Origin of the sequence: Nonomuraea sp. B12E4, from assembly GCF_039871825.1 — a bacterium.
In the GTDB taxonomy this organism is placed as follows: domain Bacteria; phylum Actinomycetota; class Actinomycetes; order Streptosporangiales; family Streptosporangiaceae; genus Nonomuraea.
In genome coordinates this window covers 293,023-311,957 of the sequence record NZ_JBDPME010000003.1, presented here as the reverse complement: position 1 = coordinate 311,957, position 18,935 = coordinate 293,023, and the positions used below count along the sequence as shown (strand labels likewise).

The window sequence follows — 18,935 nt, the reverse complement described above, 5'->3', positions numbered from 1 at the left end:
CCATCGAAGGGCCAACCGATCGTAAAGTAGAACGGTGAGCGGAACGCAGATGCAGAAGGCCGTGCCGCCGCGGCTGCTGGTGCCCTACCTGTCGGGCAGGCGCACGGTCATCTCCGGCTATGTCTACCGGGTGCAGGACTGCGTCAGGCTGACCACTCCTGAGTCGCTCTTCTACGGGCTCGACCTGGGTTTCGACGGCTCGGAGCTGTTCGCGGAGGCGCCCGAGCTCTACCTCATGCGCTGGTATGCGCGTGACGTCGACACCTACGCGGTGCCGTACGGGCCGCACATGGGGGGTGACTGGAGCGACGCGCCGCCGTTCGCCGGCAACGGGTTCACGACCTCGTCGGACCACGTGGTGCCGCAGTTCCACACCGTTCCGATGCCGATCCCGGCCGGGGCGGAGATCATCCACGTGACCCATGAGGGCGAGCGGTCCTTCGCCGACTACGACGGGCTGACCTGGCGGCCCGCCGCATGAGCGAGGAGATCGTGCCGGTCGCCTCCGGCTTCGTGGCCCGCTTCGGTGAGCGCACCCTTCCTGCCGCGCTCGGCCCGGACAACGACCAGGTGGTGCTGTTCAGCGAGGTGGAGCTGACCGGCTTCGAGGCGGCCGCAGGCTACTGGCGGCGGGGGGTGCCCAGGTCCGAGGTGGAGTGGCTGGTGCTGGTCCGTACGGTGGGGGCGTTCGGCGGCGAGCCCTGCATCGTGCTCGACGAGGACGACGACGGACTGCACATCGCCTACACCGGGCACAGCGGGATGAAGGCGGAGGCGCTGGGCTACTGGATGGTGGACCACGGCGCCTACGAGGTCGTGGTGCCCCGCGAGGAGGTCTTCTCGATCCGGATCGAACGCATCCCGGTCCCGTAGGCCGCCCATCCCCTCGGCCCGACCGGCCCAGCCGGCCGGACCGCTCAGCGACAAGGCTACGGGGTGCCGAGGGTGCGGTAGCGGGCCTGGCGGGCCGCGAAACGGTCGGCCGGGCTCGCCTCCAGCAGCCCCGCGATCTCGTATTCCAGCGCCCGCCCCACCCGCTCGCAGAACTGCCGGGGCTCGTAGGCGGCGTCCGGCAGCTCGGGGATCACCCGGTCCACGATGCCGTCCTGGCGCAGGTCGGTGGCCCGGATGTGCTGCGCCTGGGCGATCTCGGGGGCGAAGTCGACCGACCGGTAGAGGATGGCGGAGGCGCCCTCCGGCGGCAGCGGCGACAACCACGCGTGCTGCGCGCACAGCACCCGGTCGGCGGGCAGCAGCGCCAGTGCCGCTCCCCCGGCGCCCTCGCCGAGCAGCAGGCAGACGGTCGGCGCGTCGAGCATGACCAGCTCGGCCAGGCAGCGCGCGATCTCGTTGGCCAGCCCCTCCTCCTCGGCCGCCTTCGACAGGTCCGCCCCCGCCGTGTCGACGACGGTGATCAGGGGCAGGCCGAGTTCGGCGGCCAGCCGCATGCCGCGCCTGGCCACCCTGAGCCCGGCCGGGCCGAGCGGCGAGTTGGTCCGCTGCAGCCGCCGGTCCTGGCCGAGCACGACCGCGGGCGCGGTGCCGAACCTGGCCAGCGCGAGCAGCAGCCCCGGCTCGTTGACGCCCTCGGCGGTGCCGCTGAGCGGGGTCACGTCGGTGGCGGCGAGCTTGAGCAGCGTGCGCACGCCGGGCCGGTCGTCGCGGCGCGAGCGGGTGATCGCCTCCCACGCCTCCACCGGCCGCAGGTCCTCCTCGGGCGGCCGGCCCGCCACGATGCCGGATCTGTCGGCGGCCAGCACCGACAACGCCTTGATGGCGCTGTCCCGTACGTCCTCGGCCGCGACCACCGCGTCCACCAGCCCCTTGCGGTGCAGGTTTTCCGACACCTGCACGCCCTCGGGGAACGGGTAGCCGTGCAGCGACTCGAACACCCGTGGCCCGAGGAACCCGATCAGCGCCCCCGGCTCGGCCAGCGTGACCTGCCCGAGCGACCCCCAGGACGCGAACACCCCGCCGGTCGTCGGATGCCGCAGGTAGACCAGGTAGGGCAGGCCGACGGCGCGGTGCGCCTGGATCGCGAGGGTGATCTTCACCATCTGGACGAACGCCAGCGCGCCCTCCTGCATCCGCGTCCCTCCCGAGGCGGGCGCGGCCAGCAGCGGCAGCCGCTCACGGGTGGCCCGCTCGACCGCGGTCACGAACCGCTCGGCCGCCGCCACCCCGATCGAGCCCGCCATGAACGAGAACTCGCACGCCACCATGGCCACCCGGCGCCCGCCCAGCAGCCCTTCGCCGGTGATGAGCGCCTCGTCATAGCCGGACTTGACGCGGGCCGCGGCCAGTTCGTCGGCGTAGGAGGAGCCTGGCCGCGCCGGGTCGGCGGGCGGCGCGTCCCACGATTTCCACGACCCCCTGTCGAGGACCGTTTCGATCAGTGTGCGCGCGTCCGGACGGCTCACTATCGCTCCCTAGATGTCGGCCGACGATGCAATGTTGACGCACGAGCCCCCCGCCCGGTGCCGTGATATTCGGATCATCTCTCGCGTTCTTCGAGCCAGGCGAGCACGGCCTCGTCGTGCTGGCCGAGCATGGGCGGCGCGGTGTGCTCCACCCCGGTCAGCCCGTCGAAGCGCAGCACCGGCCCGGGCAGCTCGATCGTGCCGAGCACCGGGTGCTCCACCTTGACGACCAGGCCCTGCGACCGCGTCTGGTCCCAGGCGTAGACCTCGTCGATCGACCTGATCGCCCCCGCGGGCACGCCCGCCTCGGCCAGCTCGGCCAGCCAGTGGTCGCGGTCGTGGGCGCCCAGGACCTTCTCCATGTCGGCGACGAGCTCGTCCCGGTGCACGAACCGGTCCCGGTTGGTGGCGTATTTCGGCGTGTCGGGATCGATGCCGAGGAGCGCGGCGACCTTGCGCCACTGGCCCTCGTTGGCGGCGGTGAGCTGCAGCATGCCGTCGGCGCAGCGGAAGGCCCCGTAGGGGGCGATGGAGGCGTGGTGGTTGCCGCTCGCGCCCGGCACCTGGCCGCCGACCGTCCAGGCGGTGCCGTGGTAGGCGTGCACGCCGGTGATGGCGGCCAGCAGCGACGTGCGCACCACGCGGCCCTCGCCGGTCCGCTCGCGCTCGTAGAGGGCGGCGGCCACGCCGTAGGCGCCCTGGATGCCGGCCAGCAGGTCGGCGATGGAGGCCCCGACGCGGTACGGCTCCTCGGGCGAGGGGCCGGTCAGCGACATCAGGCCGCCCTCGCCCTGCGCGATCTGGTCGTAGCCCGGACGGCCGCCCTCGGGGCCGTCGTGGCCGAACCCGGTGATCGACAGGATGACGAGGCGCGGGTTGAGCTCGTGCAGGCGCTCGACGGTGAAGCCGAGGCGGTCGAGCACGCCAGTGCGGAAGTTTTCCACGAGGACGTCGCTCCGGCGGACGAGGCGCTCGATGAGCTGCTTGCCCTCGGCGGACTTCAGGTCGACGCGGATGGACTGCTTGTTGCGGTTGGTGCTCAGGAAATAGGTGGAGATGTCGTGATCCGGCCCGACGAACGGCGGCCCCCAGCCGCGTGATTCGTCACCCCCGTCGGGATGCTCCACCTTGATCACCCGAGCGCCCAGGTCACCGAGCAACTGCGCGGCGTGCGGCCCGGCCAGGGCCCTGGACAGGTCGAGCACGACGATGTCCTTGAGGGGTCCGAGCAAGATCCAACCTCCTACTTGCATTCGGGGCGAAAGAACATTCTCTCAGTTGCCCACCCCTCGTCATCTACCCTGGGTCCCCATGATTTCGCCGGGTGGCCGTGGCGATCGCCCGCGGCCCCGTGCGGCCCCGTCACGGCCGCGTCTCCGGGCAAGGATCGATCGGGTCATCGGGCGCCGAGGTGGGTCACGTCGTTGAACCGTACGAGCTCGAAACGGCCGCCGCCGGCCCGCCACACGGACACCGACGCGTTCAGTACGGGCGCGTGCTCCAGCACGGCCGCCAGGTCCGCGTCCGGGCTCCCGGCGATGACGTGGCGCAGCCCCAGCACCACCGAGTCGTGGGCGACGATCAGCACCCGCCGCCCGTCGGCGCGCCCGCCCAGGTCGGCCAGAAGGAGCCGGAGCCTGGCCACGACGTCGCCCAGGGACTCGCCGCCGGGCGGGCGGTAGGCGTAGGCGCCCTCGGCCTCGCGCCGCGCCAGCTCGGCGGGGAACCGCTCCTTGATCGCGGCCAGGTTGAGCCGGGCGAACGTGCCCGCCTCCTGGTCCCTGAGCCGCCCGTCCACGGTGACCGGGAGTGCGGGGTCGATCCCCCAGGCCCGCTGCGCGACCCGCCAGGTGTCGAGGGCGCGCCGGTAGGGCGAGCACCACACCAGCTCGGGCGCCTCACCGGCGGGCAGGGCCGCGAGCAGCCGCCCGAGGGCCGCCGCCTGCGTCCTGCCCAGCTCCGTCAGCGTCACCTCGTCATCGCCCGGCTGGTAGACCAGCGGCGTCGTGCCTGCCAGCCGGAAGGCGCGGTTCGCCGCGCTTTCGCCGTGTCGTACGGCGATGATGTGGTTCGGGCCCATGCCGGCCATCATCACACGCCGCTCCGCGCATGTCCCCGGGCGAGGTCCCCGGCCTTTTCACGCCACCCGGCCGGGGACCCCACGTGCCCTGCCGGCGATCATGCTCCGCGGGCCGGCTCCTTCGCGCCCCTCGGCAGGTGGCCGGAGCGGACCAGGCACCCGAGCGTGTCACAGATCACGCGGGTGGCGATCAGCGAGGTGATGTCGGCGTTGTCGTACGGCGGGCTGCACTCCACCACCTCGATCCCGGCCAGCGGCGCGGCGTCGGCGATGAGCTGGATGAACTTCAGCACCTCACGCGGCAGGAACCCGCCGGGCTCGGGCCACCCGGTGCCCGGCACGAACGCCGCGTCCAGGCAGTCCACGTCGAACGACAGCCACACGGCCTCCGCGTCCCGCCAGGCCACCTCCAGCGCCCGTTCGGCGGCGGCCTCGATGCCCATCTCGACGCAGTCGGTGACGGTCATGATCGTGGTGCCGCGCTCGCGGCCGACCTTGACGCCCGGCCGGGGGGCCTGCCAGCCGCCGATGCCGATCTGCACGAGGTTGCGCGGGGGCACGTTCGGGAGGTCCGTGGCGTGGAACCAGGGCGTGGTGTGCATGCGCTCGTCCAGGTCGGTCTCCTGGGTGTCCACGTGCCGGTCGAAGTGGATGATGCCCAGGTTGCCCGACAGGTGCTCGGCCACGCCGCGTACGGTCGGGTAGCCGATCGAGTGGTCGCCGCCGAGGACGACGGGGAAGGCGCCGCTCGCGTACACGTGCGAGACGGCCTTGGAGATCTGGTCGAACGTCTTCTCGATGTTGGCCGGGATCGTGAACACGTCCCCGAGGTCGGCGATCGTGATCGACTCGCGCAGGTCCACGCCCAACTCGAAGCTGTAGGGCCCGTACAGCGCGGAGATCCGGCGGATGCCCTGCGGGCCGAACCGGGTGCCCGAGCGGTACGTCGTCCCGCCGTCGAACGGGGCGCCGAGCACGGCCACGTCGTAGTCGCCGCAGGTCCGCACGTCCTCGACGTACGGGGCCTTGAGGAAGGTGTTGATGCCCGCGAAGTGCGGCAGCTCGCCGCGCGAGAACGTCGGGATGCGGCGGTCCACGATGGAGTCGGCGCCCTGCAGGCCCAGCTCCAGCGCCCTGGCGACCTCGCGGTCCCAGCCGGTGGTGGGCAGCTCGGCCTCGCGTTCGACGGCGAAGCGAGCCTCGGGTCCGTAGTCGTCGTGCGGTTTGCGGGGGTGCCAGTGCATTCGTGCTCCGAATGGTCGGCCCGGCCGGAAGGCGGCCAGGCGATGGCCGGCCTCCCGGGCTTTTGTCCCGCCGTGGAGCGGCCCCGGTGGAGCGGGCCGCCTGCATCTCTCGGACCAGGCCCGGCGCGTGCCGGCGGAACCCTAGATGCGCCTCATCGTCCCGATGAGTCCCCCTCAGTGCACCTCTGCCGTGTTTCTGTGCTGTTAAGTCCTGATTCCAGTCCGCTTACCGCGCCCCGGGCGCGACGGGGCCGGGGCCCGGTTCATAAGGTGATCCCATGACTACTGTTGCAGTCCTCGGAACGGGGCTCATGGGCGCTCCCATGGCCCGGAACCTGGCTCGGGCGGGCCTGCGGGTCAGGGTGTGGAACCGTACGAAGGCGAAGGCCGAGCCGCTGGCGGAGGCGGGCGCGGTCGTCGCGGGGTCCCCGGCGGAGGCCGTCGAGGGCGCGGACGTGATCATCACGATCCTCACCGACGGGGACGCGGTGCACGCCGCGATGTCCGCCGCCGCCCCGGCGCTCCGGGCGGGGCAGGTGTGGGCTCAGATGAGCACGGTCGGGCTGGCGGCGATCGACCGGCTGGCGGCGCTGGCGGCCGAGCACGGGCCGACCTTCGTGGACGCCCCGGTCCAGGGCACCCGCCAACCGGCCGAGCAGGGCAAGCTCGTCATCCTGGCGGCGGGCGCCGAGTCCGCCCGGCCGGTCCTCGACCCGATCTTCGACGTGCTCGGCCAGCGTACGCTCTGGCTCGCCGGCGACGGGGCCGGCGGCGCCGGGACCAAGCTCAAGATGGCCACGGTGAGCTGCGGCATCTCGATGACCGCCGTCGTGGCCGAGGCCCTCGCCCTGGCCCGCGGCCTCGGCCTCGACCCTGACCTGGTCCGCCAGGTGATCGCGGGCGGGCCGATGGACAGCCCGTACTTCCAGGCCAAGGCCCGGGCCATCCTGGAGGACGACTACACGCCCAGCTTCACGGTGCGCAACGCGGAGAAGGACACGCGGCTGATCGTCCAGGCCGGGGAGTCCGCGGGCGTCCGTATGGACGTGATCGCGGCGGCGGGCGAGCGCTTCCGCCGCGCCGAGGCCCAGGGGCACGGCGAGGACGACATGGCCGCCACGTATTTCGCCGGCTTCGACAAGGACTGAACACCGTTCAGGTGACAGAGGGTACGCGCGCGGCTACGCTGCAAGCGCCGCCTCCTACGGGGGGAGTGGAAGTGAGCCCAGGTGGACTGCCGGAATGACAGGAGCCCGGACTTCGCGCTTCCAAATGCCACCCATCGCTGATGGGACATGGAAGTGAGCCCGGGTGGACCGCCGGACGACGGAAGCCCGGGCTTGCGCATTCAGGGTGACCGTTCGTGTGTGAGCGGGTACAGTAAGAGCAGGCCGCCCTCCTGCGGGGGGGATGGAAGTGGGCCCGGGTGGACCGCCGGACGACGGGAGCCCGGGCTTCGCGCTTTCAGCGAGTGTTGACACGCCGCACAAGAAGACCGGCCTCGATCTGACTCCAGAAGGTGTGATCACCCCGCTCGGCCAGACATCTCGCACCCGCGATGATGTCCGGCAACCACAGCAGCGGCTCCGTCAGAGGATCACACCACGACAGACGAAGCCTCGGCGGAACCGCATGGCGACCCTTCAGCTTGACGACAAGTTCGTGATCACGCTGGTCGAGCCCGACATCGCGGCGCTCGAAGAACACATCGGCCACATAATGGTCGCCCAGCTCCCAGAGCAGACATTCCATGCACTTGCGACGGGCTCGTTCCTGGCGCCTAGGATCCAGGCCGGTGCCCACGACCAAGATCCCGGTCGGCCGCCATTCCGCCACCGCCTCGATGAGCTGAGCCCGGCGCTTGTCGTTCTCGTCGTGCCAGTGCAGCCGCAACTGCCGATGCAGCAGCAGCGCGCGCAGGTCGGCACGGTGGCGGTCGGCCTGGTATGGGGCCACGAGCACCGCCGCCATCAGATAGACACCGCGCGCGAGCAGCATGGACTCATCGACATACGCGGAGAACGGGGGATTCACGAGGGATCATGCTAGCCCCCGCCATCACGAAGCGTGATTAACTCATCACAATTCGTCCACGCCTGCGTGCGCCCTCCCACCCGAGAGCTTCGCGTAGCCGGGGCCCCGGTCGAAGAAGCGGTCCGTCGGGGGGCGGAGGCGGGCGCGGAGTTCGGCGGTGGCCCGCTCGTCGATGCGGTCGCCGTCCAGGACCACGCCGTAGTCGCCGAGGGCGCCCGCGATCGACACCTTCCCGTCCCGTACGTCGGCCGCCACCGCCCGGGGGTCGCGGTCGTAGGGGGAGCCCCACCCGCCCCCGCCTGTCGTGCGGATCCTGATCAGCTCGCCGGCCTGCACCGGGTGGTCGTCCACCAGGCCCTCCATCTCCTTGCCCGCGATCTCCACCCGGAACGGCCGCCCCGCGAGCCCGCCGTTGACGCCCCAGCAGGAAAGGATCGAGCGGTCGGCGATCGACATGTACGAGGCGTCCCTGAGCATCCTGATGTGCTTGTCGTAGCCCAGCCCGCCACGGTACATCCCGGGTCCGCCGGAGTCGCAGGCCAGTGCCAGCCGCTCCACCCGGAACGGCCAGCGCGCCTCGGCGAACTCCACCGGGATGTTGCGCGAGTCGGGCACCACGTGGATGGTGTCCTCCCCGTCGGCGTACCAGCGCCCGCCCGAGCCGCCGCCGAGGACCTCGCGCATGAGGTACGGGTCCCCCTCCGCGTCCGTGCCGTGGACGCCGGTGTAGCGGATGGTCTCCTGGTCGGCCGGCATGCGGCCGCCCGTGGCCTTGGCCAGGGCGCCGGCCAGGACGCCGAGCAGGCGCAGGATGACGAAGGTGCGGGCGTTGGTGGGAGCGGGGAAGACCGGGGTCAGCAACGTGCCCTTTTCCGGAAAAATCATCTTAATGAGGGGTACGACGCCCTCATTGACGTCCAGCTCCGCCATCCGATCCGGCGTGTCGGCCAGGTTGCGCAGCACCGGGGCCAGCCACTTCTTCAGGAACACGCCGTCCGCGTAGTCGCCCGCGTGGTTGATCGGCCCCTTGGCCTGCGGCGACGTGCCGGTGAAGTCGATCGTGAGCGGGGATTCCGCCGCCTGGTCGACGGTGAGCGTGATGCGCTGAGCGTGCAGCCGGGGCTCGTCCACGCCGTCGTGCTCGGCGTAGTCCTCCCACACGTACGTCCCCTCGGGGATCTTCGCCAGCAACTCCCGGCGGAACGTCTCGGTGGTCTTGTCGATGATCGCGTCGAAGCACTCCTCGACGGCCTGCCGGCCGTACCGCTCGAACAGCTCCCCCAGCCGCCGCGCCCCCATCAGGCACGCGGAGCACTCGGCGTCCAGGTCGCCGGCGAGCGAGTCAGGCATGCGCGAGTTGCGGGTCATGATGCGCAGCGCCGCCTCGTTGGGCACCCCCTGGTCCCACAGCTTGATCGGCGGCACCATCAGGCCCTCTTCGTAGACCGAGCGGGCGTGCGAGGGCATGGACCCGGGCACGGCCCCGCCGATGTCGTCGTGGTGGCCGAAGGCCTGCACGAACGCCACCACCGAGTCCTCGTGGAAGACGGGCACGGTGACGCACAGGTCCGGCAGGTGACCGATGCCGCCCTCGGACAGGTAGACGTCGTTGTGGAAGTAGACGTCGCCGGGCCGCATGGTCTCGATCGGGAAGTCGCGCACCACCGGCTGGACGAGCGCGCTGTAGGAGCGGCCGGTCAGCTTGCGCAGCCGTACGTCGTGGATGCCCGCGCGGAAGTCGTGCGCGTCACGGATCATCGGCGAGCGGGCCGTCCGCGCGATGGCGGTCTCGACCTCCCGCTCGACGGAGGCCAGCGTGCCTTCGACGATCTCCACGAGGATTGGATCAGTCACGCCGTATCTCCACATTTCCGTAATCGTCGACTTTCGCGGTGAAACCGGGGTGTACGGGGATCGTGGAGCCGTACTCCTCGATCACCGCCGGTCCCCGCACCGTGGCGCCGGGGCCGAGCGCGGCGCGCTGGTGGATCGGCGTGTCGCGGGTCTCGTCGAAGTGCACGGGCCGGACCGACGTGCCCCCCTCGCCGGCCTGGTCCAGGCGGCGGATGGCCGGCCGGGTGATGGGCCCGATGCCGGACACGCGCAGGTTGACCCATTCGACGCCGTGGCGGGGATCATCCCGGTACGCGTACCCGTACTGCTTCTCGTGGGCCTCGTGGAAGCGCTCGATCACGGCGTCCTTCCAGCCGGCGTCGATCTCCCCGGCCGGGGCGGTGACGCCGACCTCGTACGCCTGGCCGTAGTAGCGCAGGTCGGCGCTGCGCAGGTAGACCGGGTCGTCGAAGCCCTCCCGCTGCAGCGCCTCGCCCGCCTGATGTTCCAGGTCGTGGAAGATCTCGGCGGCCTTGCCCAGGGAGAGGTCACGGGTGACGTACGTGCGGACGTAGTCGTTCTTGACGTCCACCGTGAGCAGCCCGAACGCCGAGACGTTGCCGGGGTCGCGCGGCACCACGACGGCCGGCAGGCCGAGGATGTCGATCAGCCGGCACGCCAGCAGCGGCCCGGACCCGCCGAACGTCACCAGCGGGAAGTCCCGCACGTCCAGCCCGCGCTTGACGGTGAGCCGCCTGATCGCGTTGCTCTGGTTGAACGCGCTGATCTCCAGGATGCCGGTCGCCGTGCGCTCGGGCGTGAGGCCGAGCTTGCCCGCCAGCGCCTGGATGCCGCTGCGGGCGGCGTCGGCGTCCAGCCGGATCTCCCCGCCGAGCAGGTGCGGCGGGATCCGGCCGAGGAACACGTGCGCGTCGGTCACCGTCACCTCGGTCCCGCCCCTGCCGTAGCAGATCGGGCCGGGGTCGGCCCCGGCGGACCTGGGGCCCACCTTGAGCGTGCCCTCCGGAGAGATCCACGCGACCGAGCCGCCGCCCGCGCCGACGGTGATGATGTCGATCATCGGGATCTTGCACGGGTAGCGGCCGACGGTCCCCTCCGTGGTGACGGAGGGCTCTCCGTCGATCACCACGGCCACGTCGGTCGAGGTGCCGCCGCCGTCCAGCGTGATCACCGACTCGTGCCCCGCCGTGGAGGCGATGAGCGCCGCGCCGAGCGACCCGGCCGCCGGGCCCGACAGAATGGTGGTGATCGGCTGGTTGACGACCTCGCGGGCGGACAGGACGCCGCCGTTCGACTTCATCACGGAATACGGCATGCCGAGCCGGTTGGACAGGCTCGCGAGATAGCCGCGCATGGCCGGCTTGACGGCGGCGTCGACCAGCGTGGTGACCGAGCGCTCGTACTCGCGGTATTCGCGCAGGACGTCGCTCGACAGCGAGATCACCGCCTCCGGGTGCTCGCGCCAGAGGATCTCGCGCATGCGGCGCTCGTGCTCGGGGTTGGCGTAGGAGTGCAGGAAGCAGACCCCGATCGCGGTGACGCCCTTGCTCCTGAACCAGCGGGCCACCTCGGCGGCCTGCTCCTCCGAGAACGGCCACACCTCCGCGCCCGTGTGGTCGAGCCGTCCGCCGACGGTCTTGACCAGGTGCGCGGGGACGATCCTGGGGGGTTTGACCCAGAAATAGGAGTTGCCGTACCCGTCGGGCACGCTCTGTCTGGCGATCTCCAGGACGAACTCGAATCCCTCGGTCGTGATGAACCCGAGGTTCTCGATCCGGTCCTCCAGCAGCTGGTTCGTGGCCACCGTGGTGCCGTGGACGATAGAGCTCACGTCGAGCTCGCCCAGCTTCTCGATGCCCGCGACGAAACCGTCCGCCGGGTTCGCGGGGGTCGAGGGGGTCTTGGTGGTGAGGATCTCACCGGTCTCTTCGTCCACCGCCACGACGTCGGTGAACGTGCCTCCGGTGTCCACACCGATTCGGACGTTACGCATGACTCCTCAGCTTCGGCGACGGCCGAGCACTTCGTCGATGACTCGGGGCGCGTTGTCTGTGCCGACGTACGCCGCCAGCCGCACCACCATCTCCTGGGCCCTGGCCAGTTCGGCCTCGACCCTCGCTTTTCCCGACTGACCGGCCTGCACGCCGAAGTAAGCCCCGATGATGGTGCCGATCACACCGGCCACACCCGCGAACAGCGCCGCGAACTCCCTCGTGGCGAACACGGCGGCGCCGAAGGCGACCAGTATCGCGACGATACCCGCCACGACGACAAGGAAGCCGTACCGCCAGCGGGTGGCGTCGGCCTGGGCGGCGGTGAGGTCGTCCTGCGTCATCATCATGTCGAGTGCCGATGGCGGGGACGGTTTGTCGGTGACCACAGATTCCTCCTGAAACTCACAGGGGAGAAATGTCCCACGAGGTCATGGAACAAGCCAAGCCGCTAAGCTGGCATCCCGTGACCCATTCGTCTGCCTTGTCGGCGGTGCCATCTGGCGCGAGAGATGCTGTGCTGAAGTTCTTCTTCGGCCCGATGGACTGCGGGAAGTCCACCTTGGCGCTTCAGATGAACTACAACCACCGGCGCCAGGGGCGGCGCGGTCTGGTGCTCACCAAGCACGACCGCTCGGGCGGCCCCAAGGTCACCAGCCGGATCGGGCTCGGGCTGGAGGCGATCGAGGTGGACGACGACCTGGATCTCGTGCGGCTGGTGACGGCGTACGGGCGGATCGACTACCTGATCTGCGACGAGGCCTGCTTCTACACCGTGGATCAGGTCGAGCAGCTCGCCGACCTGGTGGACGAGCACGGGGTGGACGTGTTCGCGTTCGGGCTGGCCTCCGACTTCAGGTCGGTGATGTTCCCGGCGGCGCAGCGGCTGTTCGAGCTGGCCGACGAGGTGTGCCGGCTGCAGGTCGAGGTGCTGTGCTGGTGCGGGCGGCCGGGACAGCTCAACGCCAGGGTGGTGGGCGGGACGCTGGCCCGCTCGGGCGAGCAGGTCGTCATCGGCGACACCGACGCCTCACCCGTGCGCTACCAGGTCCTCTGCCGCCGCCACCACCGCTCGGGCGAGCTCGGCGAGGGCACGCCGGGCAACGGCGCCGCGGTGCCTTCCGTGCCGTCCGCACCTTCCGTGCCGGACGCCGGGGGTCTCACACCACGCGCTCCAGAAGCTCTCTGAGGCGCCGCGCGTCGTCGTCCGGCAGCGAGGACAGGAAGGCCCGCTCGGCGCCGTCCACGGCCCGCGTGGCCCCCTCCAGCGTGTCCCGGCCGCGATCGGTCAGCTCGACCACGTTTTTGCGCCGGTCGTCGGGGTGCGGCCGCCGGGCCACGAGCTTCTTGCCTTCGAGCGCGTCGAGCAGGGCCACCATCGTCGTCCGGTCGATGCCCAGCCGCTGGGCCGCCGCCAACTGCGACAGCGACCCGGGCCCGCCCAGCACCGACAGCACCGCGAACTCGCGCCCGTCGATCCCGTACGGCTCCAGCGCCGGGCCCGTCAGCTCCCCCAGGCGCAGATTGGCGTGCTTGAGCAGGTAACCAAGGCGACGTCTCGACACGTCACGATTCTCCCACCCGCTCAGACGGCGCAATATCCGTCGTCGTCGCACCCGTCCGCCGGGGCGGCGAGCCGGATGATCGGCTTCTGCCCGACGCGCGCCGCCACCTCGTCGATCGCCGCCGCGAACGTCTCCTCCGGCTGGGCCCCGGACACCGCGTACTTCTCCTCGAACAGGAACAGCGGCACCCCGCTGATCCCGAGCGCCCGCGCCCGGCCGAGCTGCTCGCGCACCTCCTCGGCCCCCTGGCCGCCGTCCGCTACGCCGACCTCCCCGGCGAGCCCGCGCAGGACGTCGGCGTCGCCCACGTCGAGCCCCTCGCTGAAGTGGGCCCTGAACAGCCGGTCGGCCATCTCCCCGCCGTGGCCCTGCCGCCCGGCGACCTCGATCAGCCGGTGCGCCTCGAACGTGTTGGCGCTCAGGGCCTTGTCGTAGTGCATCTCCAGACCTTCGGCGGCGGCCGTGTCGATGACCCGCCGCGTCATCTGGCGGGCGTTCGGGCCGAACTTCCGCTCCAGGGCCGGGATCACCGGCTCGCCCTCCTTGGGGGCGCCGGGGTCGAGCTGGAACGGCCGCATCGTCACGTCGATGGCGCCGCCCCCGGCCCGGAACCGGTCGGCCGCCCGGGCGAATCTGACGTGCCCGATATAACACCAGGGGCACACGACATCCGAGAAAATCTCCACCTTCACGATCAGCACAACCACCGGCCTCCTTGCCTGATTCCGGCCGGGTCCCGCCGCCGGCGGCGCTCTAACCGGCGGCGAGCTCCTCCAGCCGATCGTGCAGGTGGCCGGAGTCGTCCACCAGGGCGGAGGTTCCGCGCCACCAGCCGAACCACTCGCCGCTCCGCCACATCCAGTCCACCCGCTCGATGGCGGCCACGACGTCGCCCACGGTGTCCCACCGCTCGCCGAGCTGCTCCCGCGTGGCGCCGTGCCGGGCCGCCCACGCCCGCAGGATGTCGCCCGCGGCGGCGGGAACCCGGCGCGCGTAGGGATCGGGATCCTCCCCGGGCAGCCGATGCGGGCCCAGCCCGGCGGCCACCCCCCAGCTCCACAGGGCCTCGGCGGGCCGTGAGTAGCGCAAGGAGTGGAAGTCGAGGTTGGACCCGAGCTCGTCGTCGAGCCGCCGGGTGACGACCGCGTCGAGCCGGCCGCCGGCGTCGAAGTGCACCACGAGCCGCTGCCCCGGCTTCACCCCGCCGGGCAGGCGGAACCGGTCCTCGGCCTGCCAGGAGTTGAGATCGACCTGGGCGACCGGCTGCCCCCACATCTGGTCGGCGGCGTCGTCGGAGATCCAGGCGGCCAGCATCTCCAGCGCGGTGAGGTCGGTCCACGGCTCGATGGCGACGGCCGTGTGCAGGACCTCGTCGGGCGGCGGCAACTTGCCGCCCCTGGGCCGGGACCACCACTCCTCGCCCAGCTCGCGGGTCCCGACCAGCAAGGCCGCGAAGGCGGCCAGCTCGGCCGACCGCCTGGTGAGCGAGGCCCCGAGTGCGAGCCCGAGGCTGCGGTCGGTCCGCTCGTCCCCGAGGACCGGACGGGCGTCACCGATCAGAGCGTCGGACGTCGGGCGCTCCTCGCCGAGCAGGTTGCGTACGACTCGCCTGGCTTCGGTCCGGGCGTCTTCAGCGTGTGCCTGCCGCATACCGCCACGCTACGCCTGGAGATCCTTTTCCGCGAGAGCCCCGACGGTCAGGGGTGGCGGGGGCGGCGGCCGAGTAGCCAGCCCAGGGCGACGCCGGCGAGGGCGATGCCCGCGCCCATGCCGAACGAGGCCAGCATCACCCACGGCCGGGTCTCGGGGCGCTGCCGGGGAGGGCGTTCGTAGACGGCGCCGGCGCGGCTCACCGCGGGCGCGCTCTCCGCGAGCGCTTCCGGCACGGCCCGCGGGAAACCCGCCCTCGGTACAGCCCACGGGACACCCGCCTCCGGCACCGCCCGCGGGATGCCCGCCTCCGCGGGACCGGTGGCCAGGGCCGCCGCCGGATGCTCGGTGCCGGGTGTCCGCAGGTGGTCCTCGACGGCCGCGAAGAACTCGCCCGCCGTCCGCCGGGCCACCGACGCCAGCATGCGCTGCCCGACCCCGCCGATCATCCCGCCGATCACCGCGTCGGCCTCGTAGTCCACCCGGGTCCCGCCGTCATCGTCGCTCAGCCGTACCAGGACGGTGGCCTCCACCGTCCCCGGCGCGCCCTGCCCGCGTGCCTTGAGCGTGAAGCTCTCCGGCGCCAGCGGGTCGGCCAGCGCGACCTCCCCCCGATAGACGCCCTTGACCGAGGCGACCCCCGCGTTGACGGTCATCCGGTACGTGTCAGGCCCCGCCTCCTCCAGCCGCTCGCAGCCCGGAATGGTGCGGACGAGCACCGCCGGGTCCTGGAGCGCCGCCCACACCCGATCCCTCTGCACGCCGATCACGGCGCTGCCGGCCACCTTCATGCCGCCACTCTAGGCAGCTCCGGCCTCCCGGATAAGGGCAACACCTGCCAGAACCTGGAAAGACGTGACAGGCGCCCGCCATCGATGTGACGAAGGTCGCACCGCATTGCTCTACAGGTTGTAGTACTACTGCAAGTAGATGTACTACAGCGTGTAGAGCAACGCCCGAAGGAGTGAACGGGGAGATGGACGCACTTGACCTGGCGCGGTGGCAGTTCGGGGTGACCACCGTTTACCACTTCCTGTTCGTGCCGTTGACCATCGGCCTGGGCATCTTCGTCGCGGGCCTCCAGACGGCCTGGCACCGCACGGGGAAGGAGCACTACCTGAGGCTCACGAAGTTCTTCGGGAAGCTGTTCCTGATCAACTTCGCCATGGGCGTGGTCACCGGCATCGTGCAGGAGTTCCAGTTCGGGATGAACTGGAGTGAATACTCCACGTTCGTCGGAGACGTCTTCGGCGCGCCGCTGGCGATGGAGGCGTTGCTGGCCTTCTTCATGGAGTCCACGTTCCTCGGCCTGTGGATCTTCGGCTGGGAGAGGCTGCCGAAGCGGGTGCACCTGGCGTGCATCTGGGCGGCCGCCATCGGGTCCAACCTGTCGGCCTATTTCATCCTCGCGGCCAACGCCTGGATGAAGCACCCGGTCGGCTACGAGGTCGTGGACGGCAAGGCCAGGATGACCGACCTGTGGGCCGTTCTGACCAACTCCACCGCGCTCGCCCAGGTCCCGCACGTGATCGGGGCGGCGTTCATCGTGGCGGGCGGCTTCGTGCTGGCGGTCTGCGGCTACTGGATGCTCAGGACGCGCGCTCCCATGTGGCGCGGCGCGGCCAGGGCGGCGCTGGTGATGACGGCGATCGCGGGGGCCGTCGTCGCGGGCACCGGCGACTCGTCCGCCCGGTTGATGTACGAGCAGCAGCCGATGAAGCTGGCCGCCGCCGAGGGCCTGGAGCACGACACCGCGAGCGCCCCGTTCTCCGTGGCACCCGGCATCGAGATCCCCGGCGTCCTCAGCTTCCTGTCCACCCACGACCCCAAGGCCGTCGTCCAGGGCACCGAGGACCTGCAGCGCCGCTTCGAGCGGCGGTTCGGACCCGGCGACTACCGGCCCGATCAGCCGGTGGTGTTCTGGTCGTTCCGGGTGATGATCGGGTTCGGGCTGGCCACGGTGGGCCTGTCGGTCCTCGGGCTCTGGCTGACCAGGCGCCGGCGGCCGTTCCCGGAGCCGCTGTCGCGGGCGCTGCTGCTCGCGCTGCCGCTGCCGCTGCTCGCGGTGATCGCGGGCTGGCTGCTGAGCGAGATCGGCCGCCAGCCGTGGACGGTCGCCGGCGAGCTGCTGACGGCCTCCAGCGTGTCGCCCGGCGTGAGCCTGGCCGAGGTGGCCACCTCACTGACGGTCTTCACGCTCCTGTACGGCGGCCTCGCGGTGGCCGAGGCCGTGCTGCTGACCAGGCATGTCCGCAAGGGCGCCGAGGAGCCGGAGCCCGCCCCCGAGCCCGAGCGGCTCGAACCGTCGCTGATGTACTGAAGGGCACGACCGTGATCGATCTGTGGTTCGTCATCATCGCCTTCCTCTGGACCGGCTACTTCGTGCTGGAGGGCTTCGACTTCGGCGTCGGGATGCTGGCCCCGCTGGTGGGCCGGGACCCCGCCGGGCGGCGGCAGAGCCTGCAGACCATCGGCCCGGTGTGGGACGGCAACGAGGTGTGGCTGATCACCGCGGTGGGCGCCATGTTCGCCGCCTTCCCGGCCTGGTACGCGGGCCTGTTCAGCACGTACTACCTGCCGGTGGCGCTCGTCCTGGTGGGGTTGATCGTGCGCGGCGTCGGCCTGGAGTGGCGCGGCAAGGTCACCGACCCGCGCTGGTGCGACCTGGGCATCGTGGTGGGCAGCGCGCTGCCGGCGTTCCTGTGGGGCGCGATCTTCGCCGGCCTGGTCTTCGGCGGCCTCCCGGCGGCGCTGGTCGGCGGCGCGTTCAGCCTGGCGGTGTGCGCCCTGCACGGCGCCGTCTTCCTGGCGCTCAGGACCACCGGCCCGGTACGCCGCCGCGCCCGCGCCGCGGCCCTGACCGCCGGCGCCGTGGCCGTCCCGGCAGGGGCGCTCGCCCTGTCGGCGCTCGGCACGTTCCCCGCGCTGGCCGCCATGGCGGCGCTGGCCGCGGCCACGGCGCTGAGCTGGCGGCGCAGGGAGGGCTGGGCGTTCGCGGCCACGGCGGGCGCCATCGTGCTGACCTCGCTGGCGGTGTTCATGGAGCTGCGGGGCCGGCCGCTGCCGGGGCTCACGCTGGCCGAGGCCGCCTCCGGCGCGTACACGCTGACGGTGCTGAGCTGGATCGGCCTGATCACGCTGCCGTTCGTGCTGGTCTACCAGGGATGGACCTACTGGGTGTTCCGCAGGCGGGTCCGGTCGGCGCCGGTCGCGTGAGCCCACGTGGCGGGTCCGGTCGGCGCCCGTCGCCGTGAGCTCACGTGGCGGGCGCGCCGCCCAGATAGAGGCGGCCGAGGCGCGGGTCCGCGGCCAGCTCGCGGGCCGGCCCGGAGATGTGCACCCGGCCGAGGTCGAGCACGCATCCCACGTCGGCCATCTCCAGCGCCCGGCGCGCGTTCTGCTCCACCAGCAGCACCGCGACCCCGGTCCGCCGCATGAGGTCGATCCGGTCGAACACGATCCGCGTGTTGCGCGGGTCCAGCCCCATGGACGGCTCGTCGAGCAGCACCACGGCCGGCTCCAGCATGAGCGCGCGGGCGAACCCCTGCAGCACGTGGGCCAGCCCCAGGCCGAGCAGCCGCTGCGGCGTCAGGCCGGTCACGTCCTGACCGGCCAGCAGCACCCGTCCCGACCGGGGCGTGAGCAGGCCACTGGCGACCTTGAGGACGGTGGACTTGCCGGCGCCGTTCGGCCCGACGAGGCAGACGAGAGGAAGGTGCGCCCCTCGGCGTTCAGCTCGCGGACGAGGGCCACGATCCGGTCGATCAGCGCCGGGTTGACGCCGCCCGCGGGCTCGTCCAGCAGCACCAGCTCGGGCTCGGCCATGAGCACGGCGGCCAGTTCGAGGAGTTTCCGCTGCCCGTAGGACAGGTGCCGGGCCTCGGCCTCCTCCAGGTGCTCGATGCCCATCCGGCGCAGCCACGAGCGGGCCCGCTCGACCTCGCCCCCGCGGTCCTCGTGTCGCGACCACCTGGGAGTGGACGCCGCGTCGTCCGCCGAGGTGGCCGGCCAGGTCGGCATCAGGCCGAGCCGGGTCGTCAGCGGATACGGGACGGGCCCGCGCCGACCGGCGGCGCGGGCCCGTTCTGTGATCAGGA

The 18,935-nt window shown here is 71.7% G+C and carries 19 protein-coding genes, 1 pseudogene and 1 riboswitch; of the genes and pseudogenes, 6 read left to right on the top strand and 14 right to left on the bottom strand.

Features of this window, described 5'->3' with window-relative positions; genetic code table 11:
- Positions 1-34: 34 nt before the first annotated feature.
- Positions 35-481 carry a hypothetical protein gene (locus tag ABGB18_RS10225; protein WP_347695161.1) on the top strand — a complete coding sequence of 149 codons (447 nt, stop codon included), beginning with the start codon at positions 35-37 and terminating at the stop codon, positions 479-481.
- Positions 478-873, top strand: coding sequence for a hypothetical protein (locus ABGB18_RS10220; RefSeq protein WP_347695160.1), 396 nt, complete (start codon positions 478-480; stop codon positions 871-873). The genes ABGB18_RS10225 and ABGB18_RS10220 overlap by 4 nt, the downstream gene beginning before the upstream one ends.
- Positions 874-929: 56 nt before the next feature.
- Here the strand turns inward: ABGB18_RS10220 and ABGB18_RS10215 are convergent, their stop codons facing one another.
- The 4 genes from ABGB18_RS10215 to ABGB18_RS10200 form a co-directional block, all read right to left on the bottom strand.
- Complete coding sequence (locus ABGB18_RS10215; protein WP_347695159.1) at positions 930-2,420, bottom strand: carboxyl transferase domain-containing protein; 1,491 nt, start codon at positions 2,418-2,420, stop codon at positions 930-932.
- Positions 2,421-2,494: 74 nt separating this feature from the next.
- Complete coding sequence (locus tag ABGB18_RS10210) at positions 2,495-3,652, bottom strand: CoA transferase (RefSeq protein WP_347695158.1); 1,158 nt, start codon at positions 3,650-3,652, stop codon at positions 2,495-2,497.
- Positions 3,653-3,816: 164 nt separating this feature from the next.
- Positions 3,817-4,500 carry a histidine phosphatase family protein gene (locus ABGB18_RS10205; protein ID WP_347695157.1) on the bottom strand — a complete coding sequence of 228 codons (684 nt, stop codon included), beginning with the start codon at positions 4,498-4,500 and terminating at the stop codon, positions 3,817-3,819.
- A gap of 98 nt (positions 4,501-4,598) precedes the next feature.
- Positions 4,599-5,744, bottom strand: a complete 1,146-nt coding sequence (locus tag ABGB18_RS10200) for an agmatinase family protein (protein ID WP_347695156.1) — start codon at positions 5,742-5,744, stop codon at positions 4,599-4,601.
- Between the two features lie 49 nt (positions 5,745-5,793).
- Positions 5,794-5,900, bottom strand: a riboswitch (guanidine-I (ykkC/yxkD leader).
- 122 nt (positions 5,901-6,022) lie between these two features.
- On the opposite strand from ABGB18_RS10200, the gene ABGB18_RS10195 reads away from it, so the two are divergent.
- Positions 6,023-6,892, top strand: coding sequence for an NAD(P)-dependent oxidoreductase (locus ABGB18_RS10195; RefSeq protein WP_347695155.1), 870 nt, complete (start codon positions 6,023-6,025; stop codon positions 6,890-6,892).
- A gap of 316 nt (positions 6,893-7,208) precedes the next feature.
- Here the strand turns inward: ABGB18_RS10195 and ABGB18_RS10190 are convergent, their stop codons facing one another.
- From ABGB18_RS10190 to ABGB18_RS10175, 4 genes are read right to left on the bottom strand one after another with little or no spacing between them, the layout of a single operon-like run.
- Complete coding sequence (locus ABGB18_RS10190) at positions 7,209-7,778, bottom strand: hypothetical protein (RefSeq protein WP_347695154.1); 570 nt, start codon at positions 7,776-7,778, stop codon at positions 7,209-7,211.
- Between the two features lie 45 nt (positions 7,779-7,823).
- Positions 7,824-9,632: a hydantoinase B/oxoprolinase family protein gene (locus tag ABGB18_RS10185; RefSeq protein WP_347695153.1), complete on the bottom strand. Its 1,809-nt coding sequence runs from the start codon at positions 9,630-9,632 to the stop codon at positions 7,824-7,826.
- Complete coding sequence (locus tag ABGB18_RS10180) at positions 9,625-11,625, bottom strand: hydantoinase/oxoprolinase family protein (RefSeq protein WP_347695152.1); 2,001 nt, start codon at positions 11,623-11,625, stop codon at positions 9,625-9,627. Before ABGB18_RS10180 ends, ABGB18_RS10185 begins: the two co-directional genes overlap by 8 nt.
- 6 nt (positions 11,626-11,631) lie before the next feature.
- Positions 11,632-12,012, bottom strand: a complete 381-nt coding sequence (locus ABGB18_RS10175; RefSeq protein WP_347695151.1) for a hypothetical protein — start codon at positions 12,010-12,012, stop codon at positions 11,632-11,634.
- Positions 12,013-12,140: 128 nt separating this feature from the next.
- Here ABGB18_RS10175 and ABGB18_RS10170 point away from each other — a divergent pair, with 128 nt between their 5' ends.
- Entirely contained in the window at positions 12,141-12,812 is a 672-nt protein-coding gene (locus ABGB18_RS10170) for a thymidine kinase (protein WP_347695150.1), read from the top strand.
- Here the strand turns inward: ABGB18_RS10170 and ABGB18_RS10165 are convergent.
- The 4 genes from ABGB18_RS10165 to ABGB18_RS10150 are packed head-to-tail and all read right to left on the bottom strand — an operon-like array spanning position 12,784 to position 15,629.
- Entirely contained in the window at positions 12,784-13,188 is a 405-nt protein-coding gene (locus tag ABGB18_RS10165; protein ID WP_347695149.1) for a MarR family transcriptional regulator, read from the bottom strand. The genes ABGB18_RS10170 and ABGB18_RS10165 overlap by 29 nt on opposite strands.
- Positions 13,189-13,208: 20 nt before the next feature.
- A complete protein-coding gene (locus tag ABGB18_RS10160) occupies positions 13,209-13,895 on the bottom strand; it encodes a DsbA family oxidoreductase (RefSeq protein WP_347695148.1) in 687 nt (228 codons plus the stop codon).
- A gap of 46 nt (positions 13,896-13,941) precedes the next feature.
- Positions 13,942-14,838: a hypothetical protein gene (locus ABGB18_RS10155; RefSeq protein WP_347695147.1), complete on the bottom strand. Its 897-nt coding sequence runs from the start codon at positions 14,836-14,838 to the stop codon at positions 13,942-13,944.
- Between the two features lie 47 nt (positions 14,839-14,885).
- The gene (locus tag ABGB18_RS10150) at positions 14,886-15,629 is read right to left on the bottom strand and encodes a carbon monoxide dehydrogenase subunit G (RefSeq protein WP_347695146.1); all 744 of its coding nucleotides are present in this window, start codon (positions 15,627-15,629) and stop codon (positions 14,886-14,888) included.
- 185 nt (positions 15,630-15,814) lie between these two features.
- Here ABGB18_RS10150 and ABGB18_RS10145 point away from each other — a divergent pair, with 185 nt between their 5' ends.
- Entirely contained in the window at positions 15,815-17,158 is a 1,344-nt protein-coding gene (locus ABGB18_RS10145) for a cytochrome ubiquinol oxidase subunit I (RefSeq protein ID WP_347695145.1), read from the top strand.
- Positions 17,159-17,169: 11 nt separating this feature from the next.
- Complete coding sequence (cydB, locus tag ABGB18_RS10140; RefSeq protein WP_347695144.1) at positions 17,170-18,054, top strand: cytochrome d ubiquinol oxidase subunit II; 885 nt, start codon at positions 17,170-17,172, stop codon at positions 18,052-18,054.
- A gap of 40 nt (positions 18,055-18,094) precedes the next feature.
- On the opposite strand, the gene ABGB18_RS10135 is transcribed toward cydB, so the two are convergent.
- On the bottom strand, positions 18,095-18,439 hold the full coding sequence (locus ABGB18_RS10135; protein ID WP_347695327.1) for a hypothetical protein: 345 nt from the start codon (positions 18,437-18,439) through the stop codon (positions 18,095-18,097).
- Between the two features lie 125 nt (positions 18,440-18,564).
- Positions 18,565-18,858, bottom strand: a pseudogene (locus ABGB18_RS10130) (ATP-binding cassette domain-containing protein); the annotation flags it as partial.
- Between the last annotated feature and the right edge of the window lie 77 nt (positions 18,859-18,935).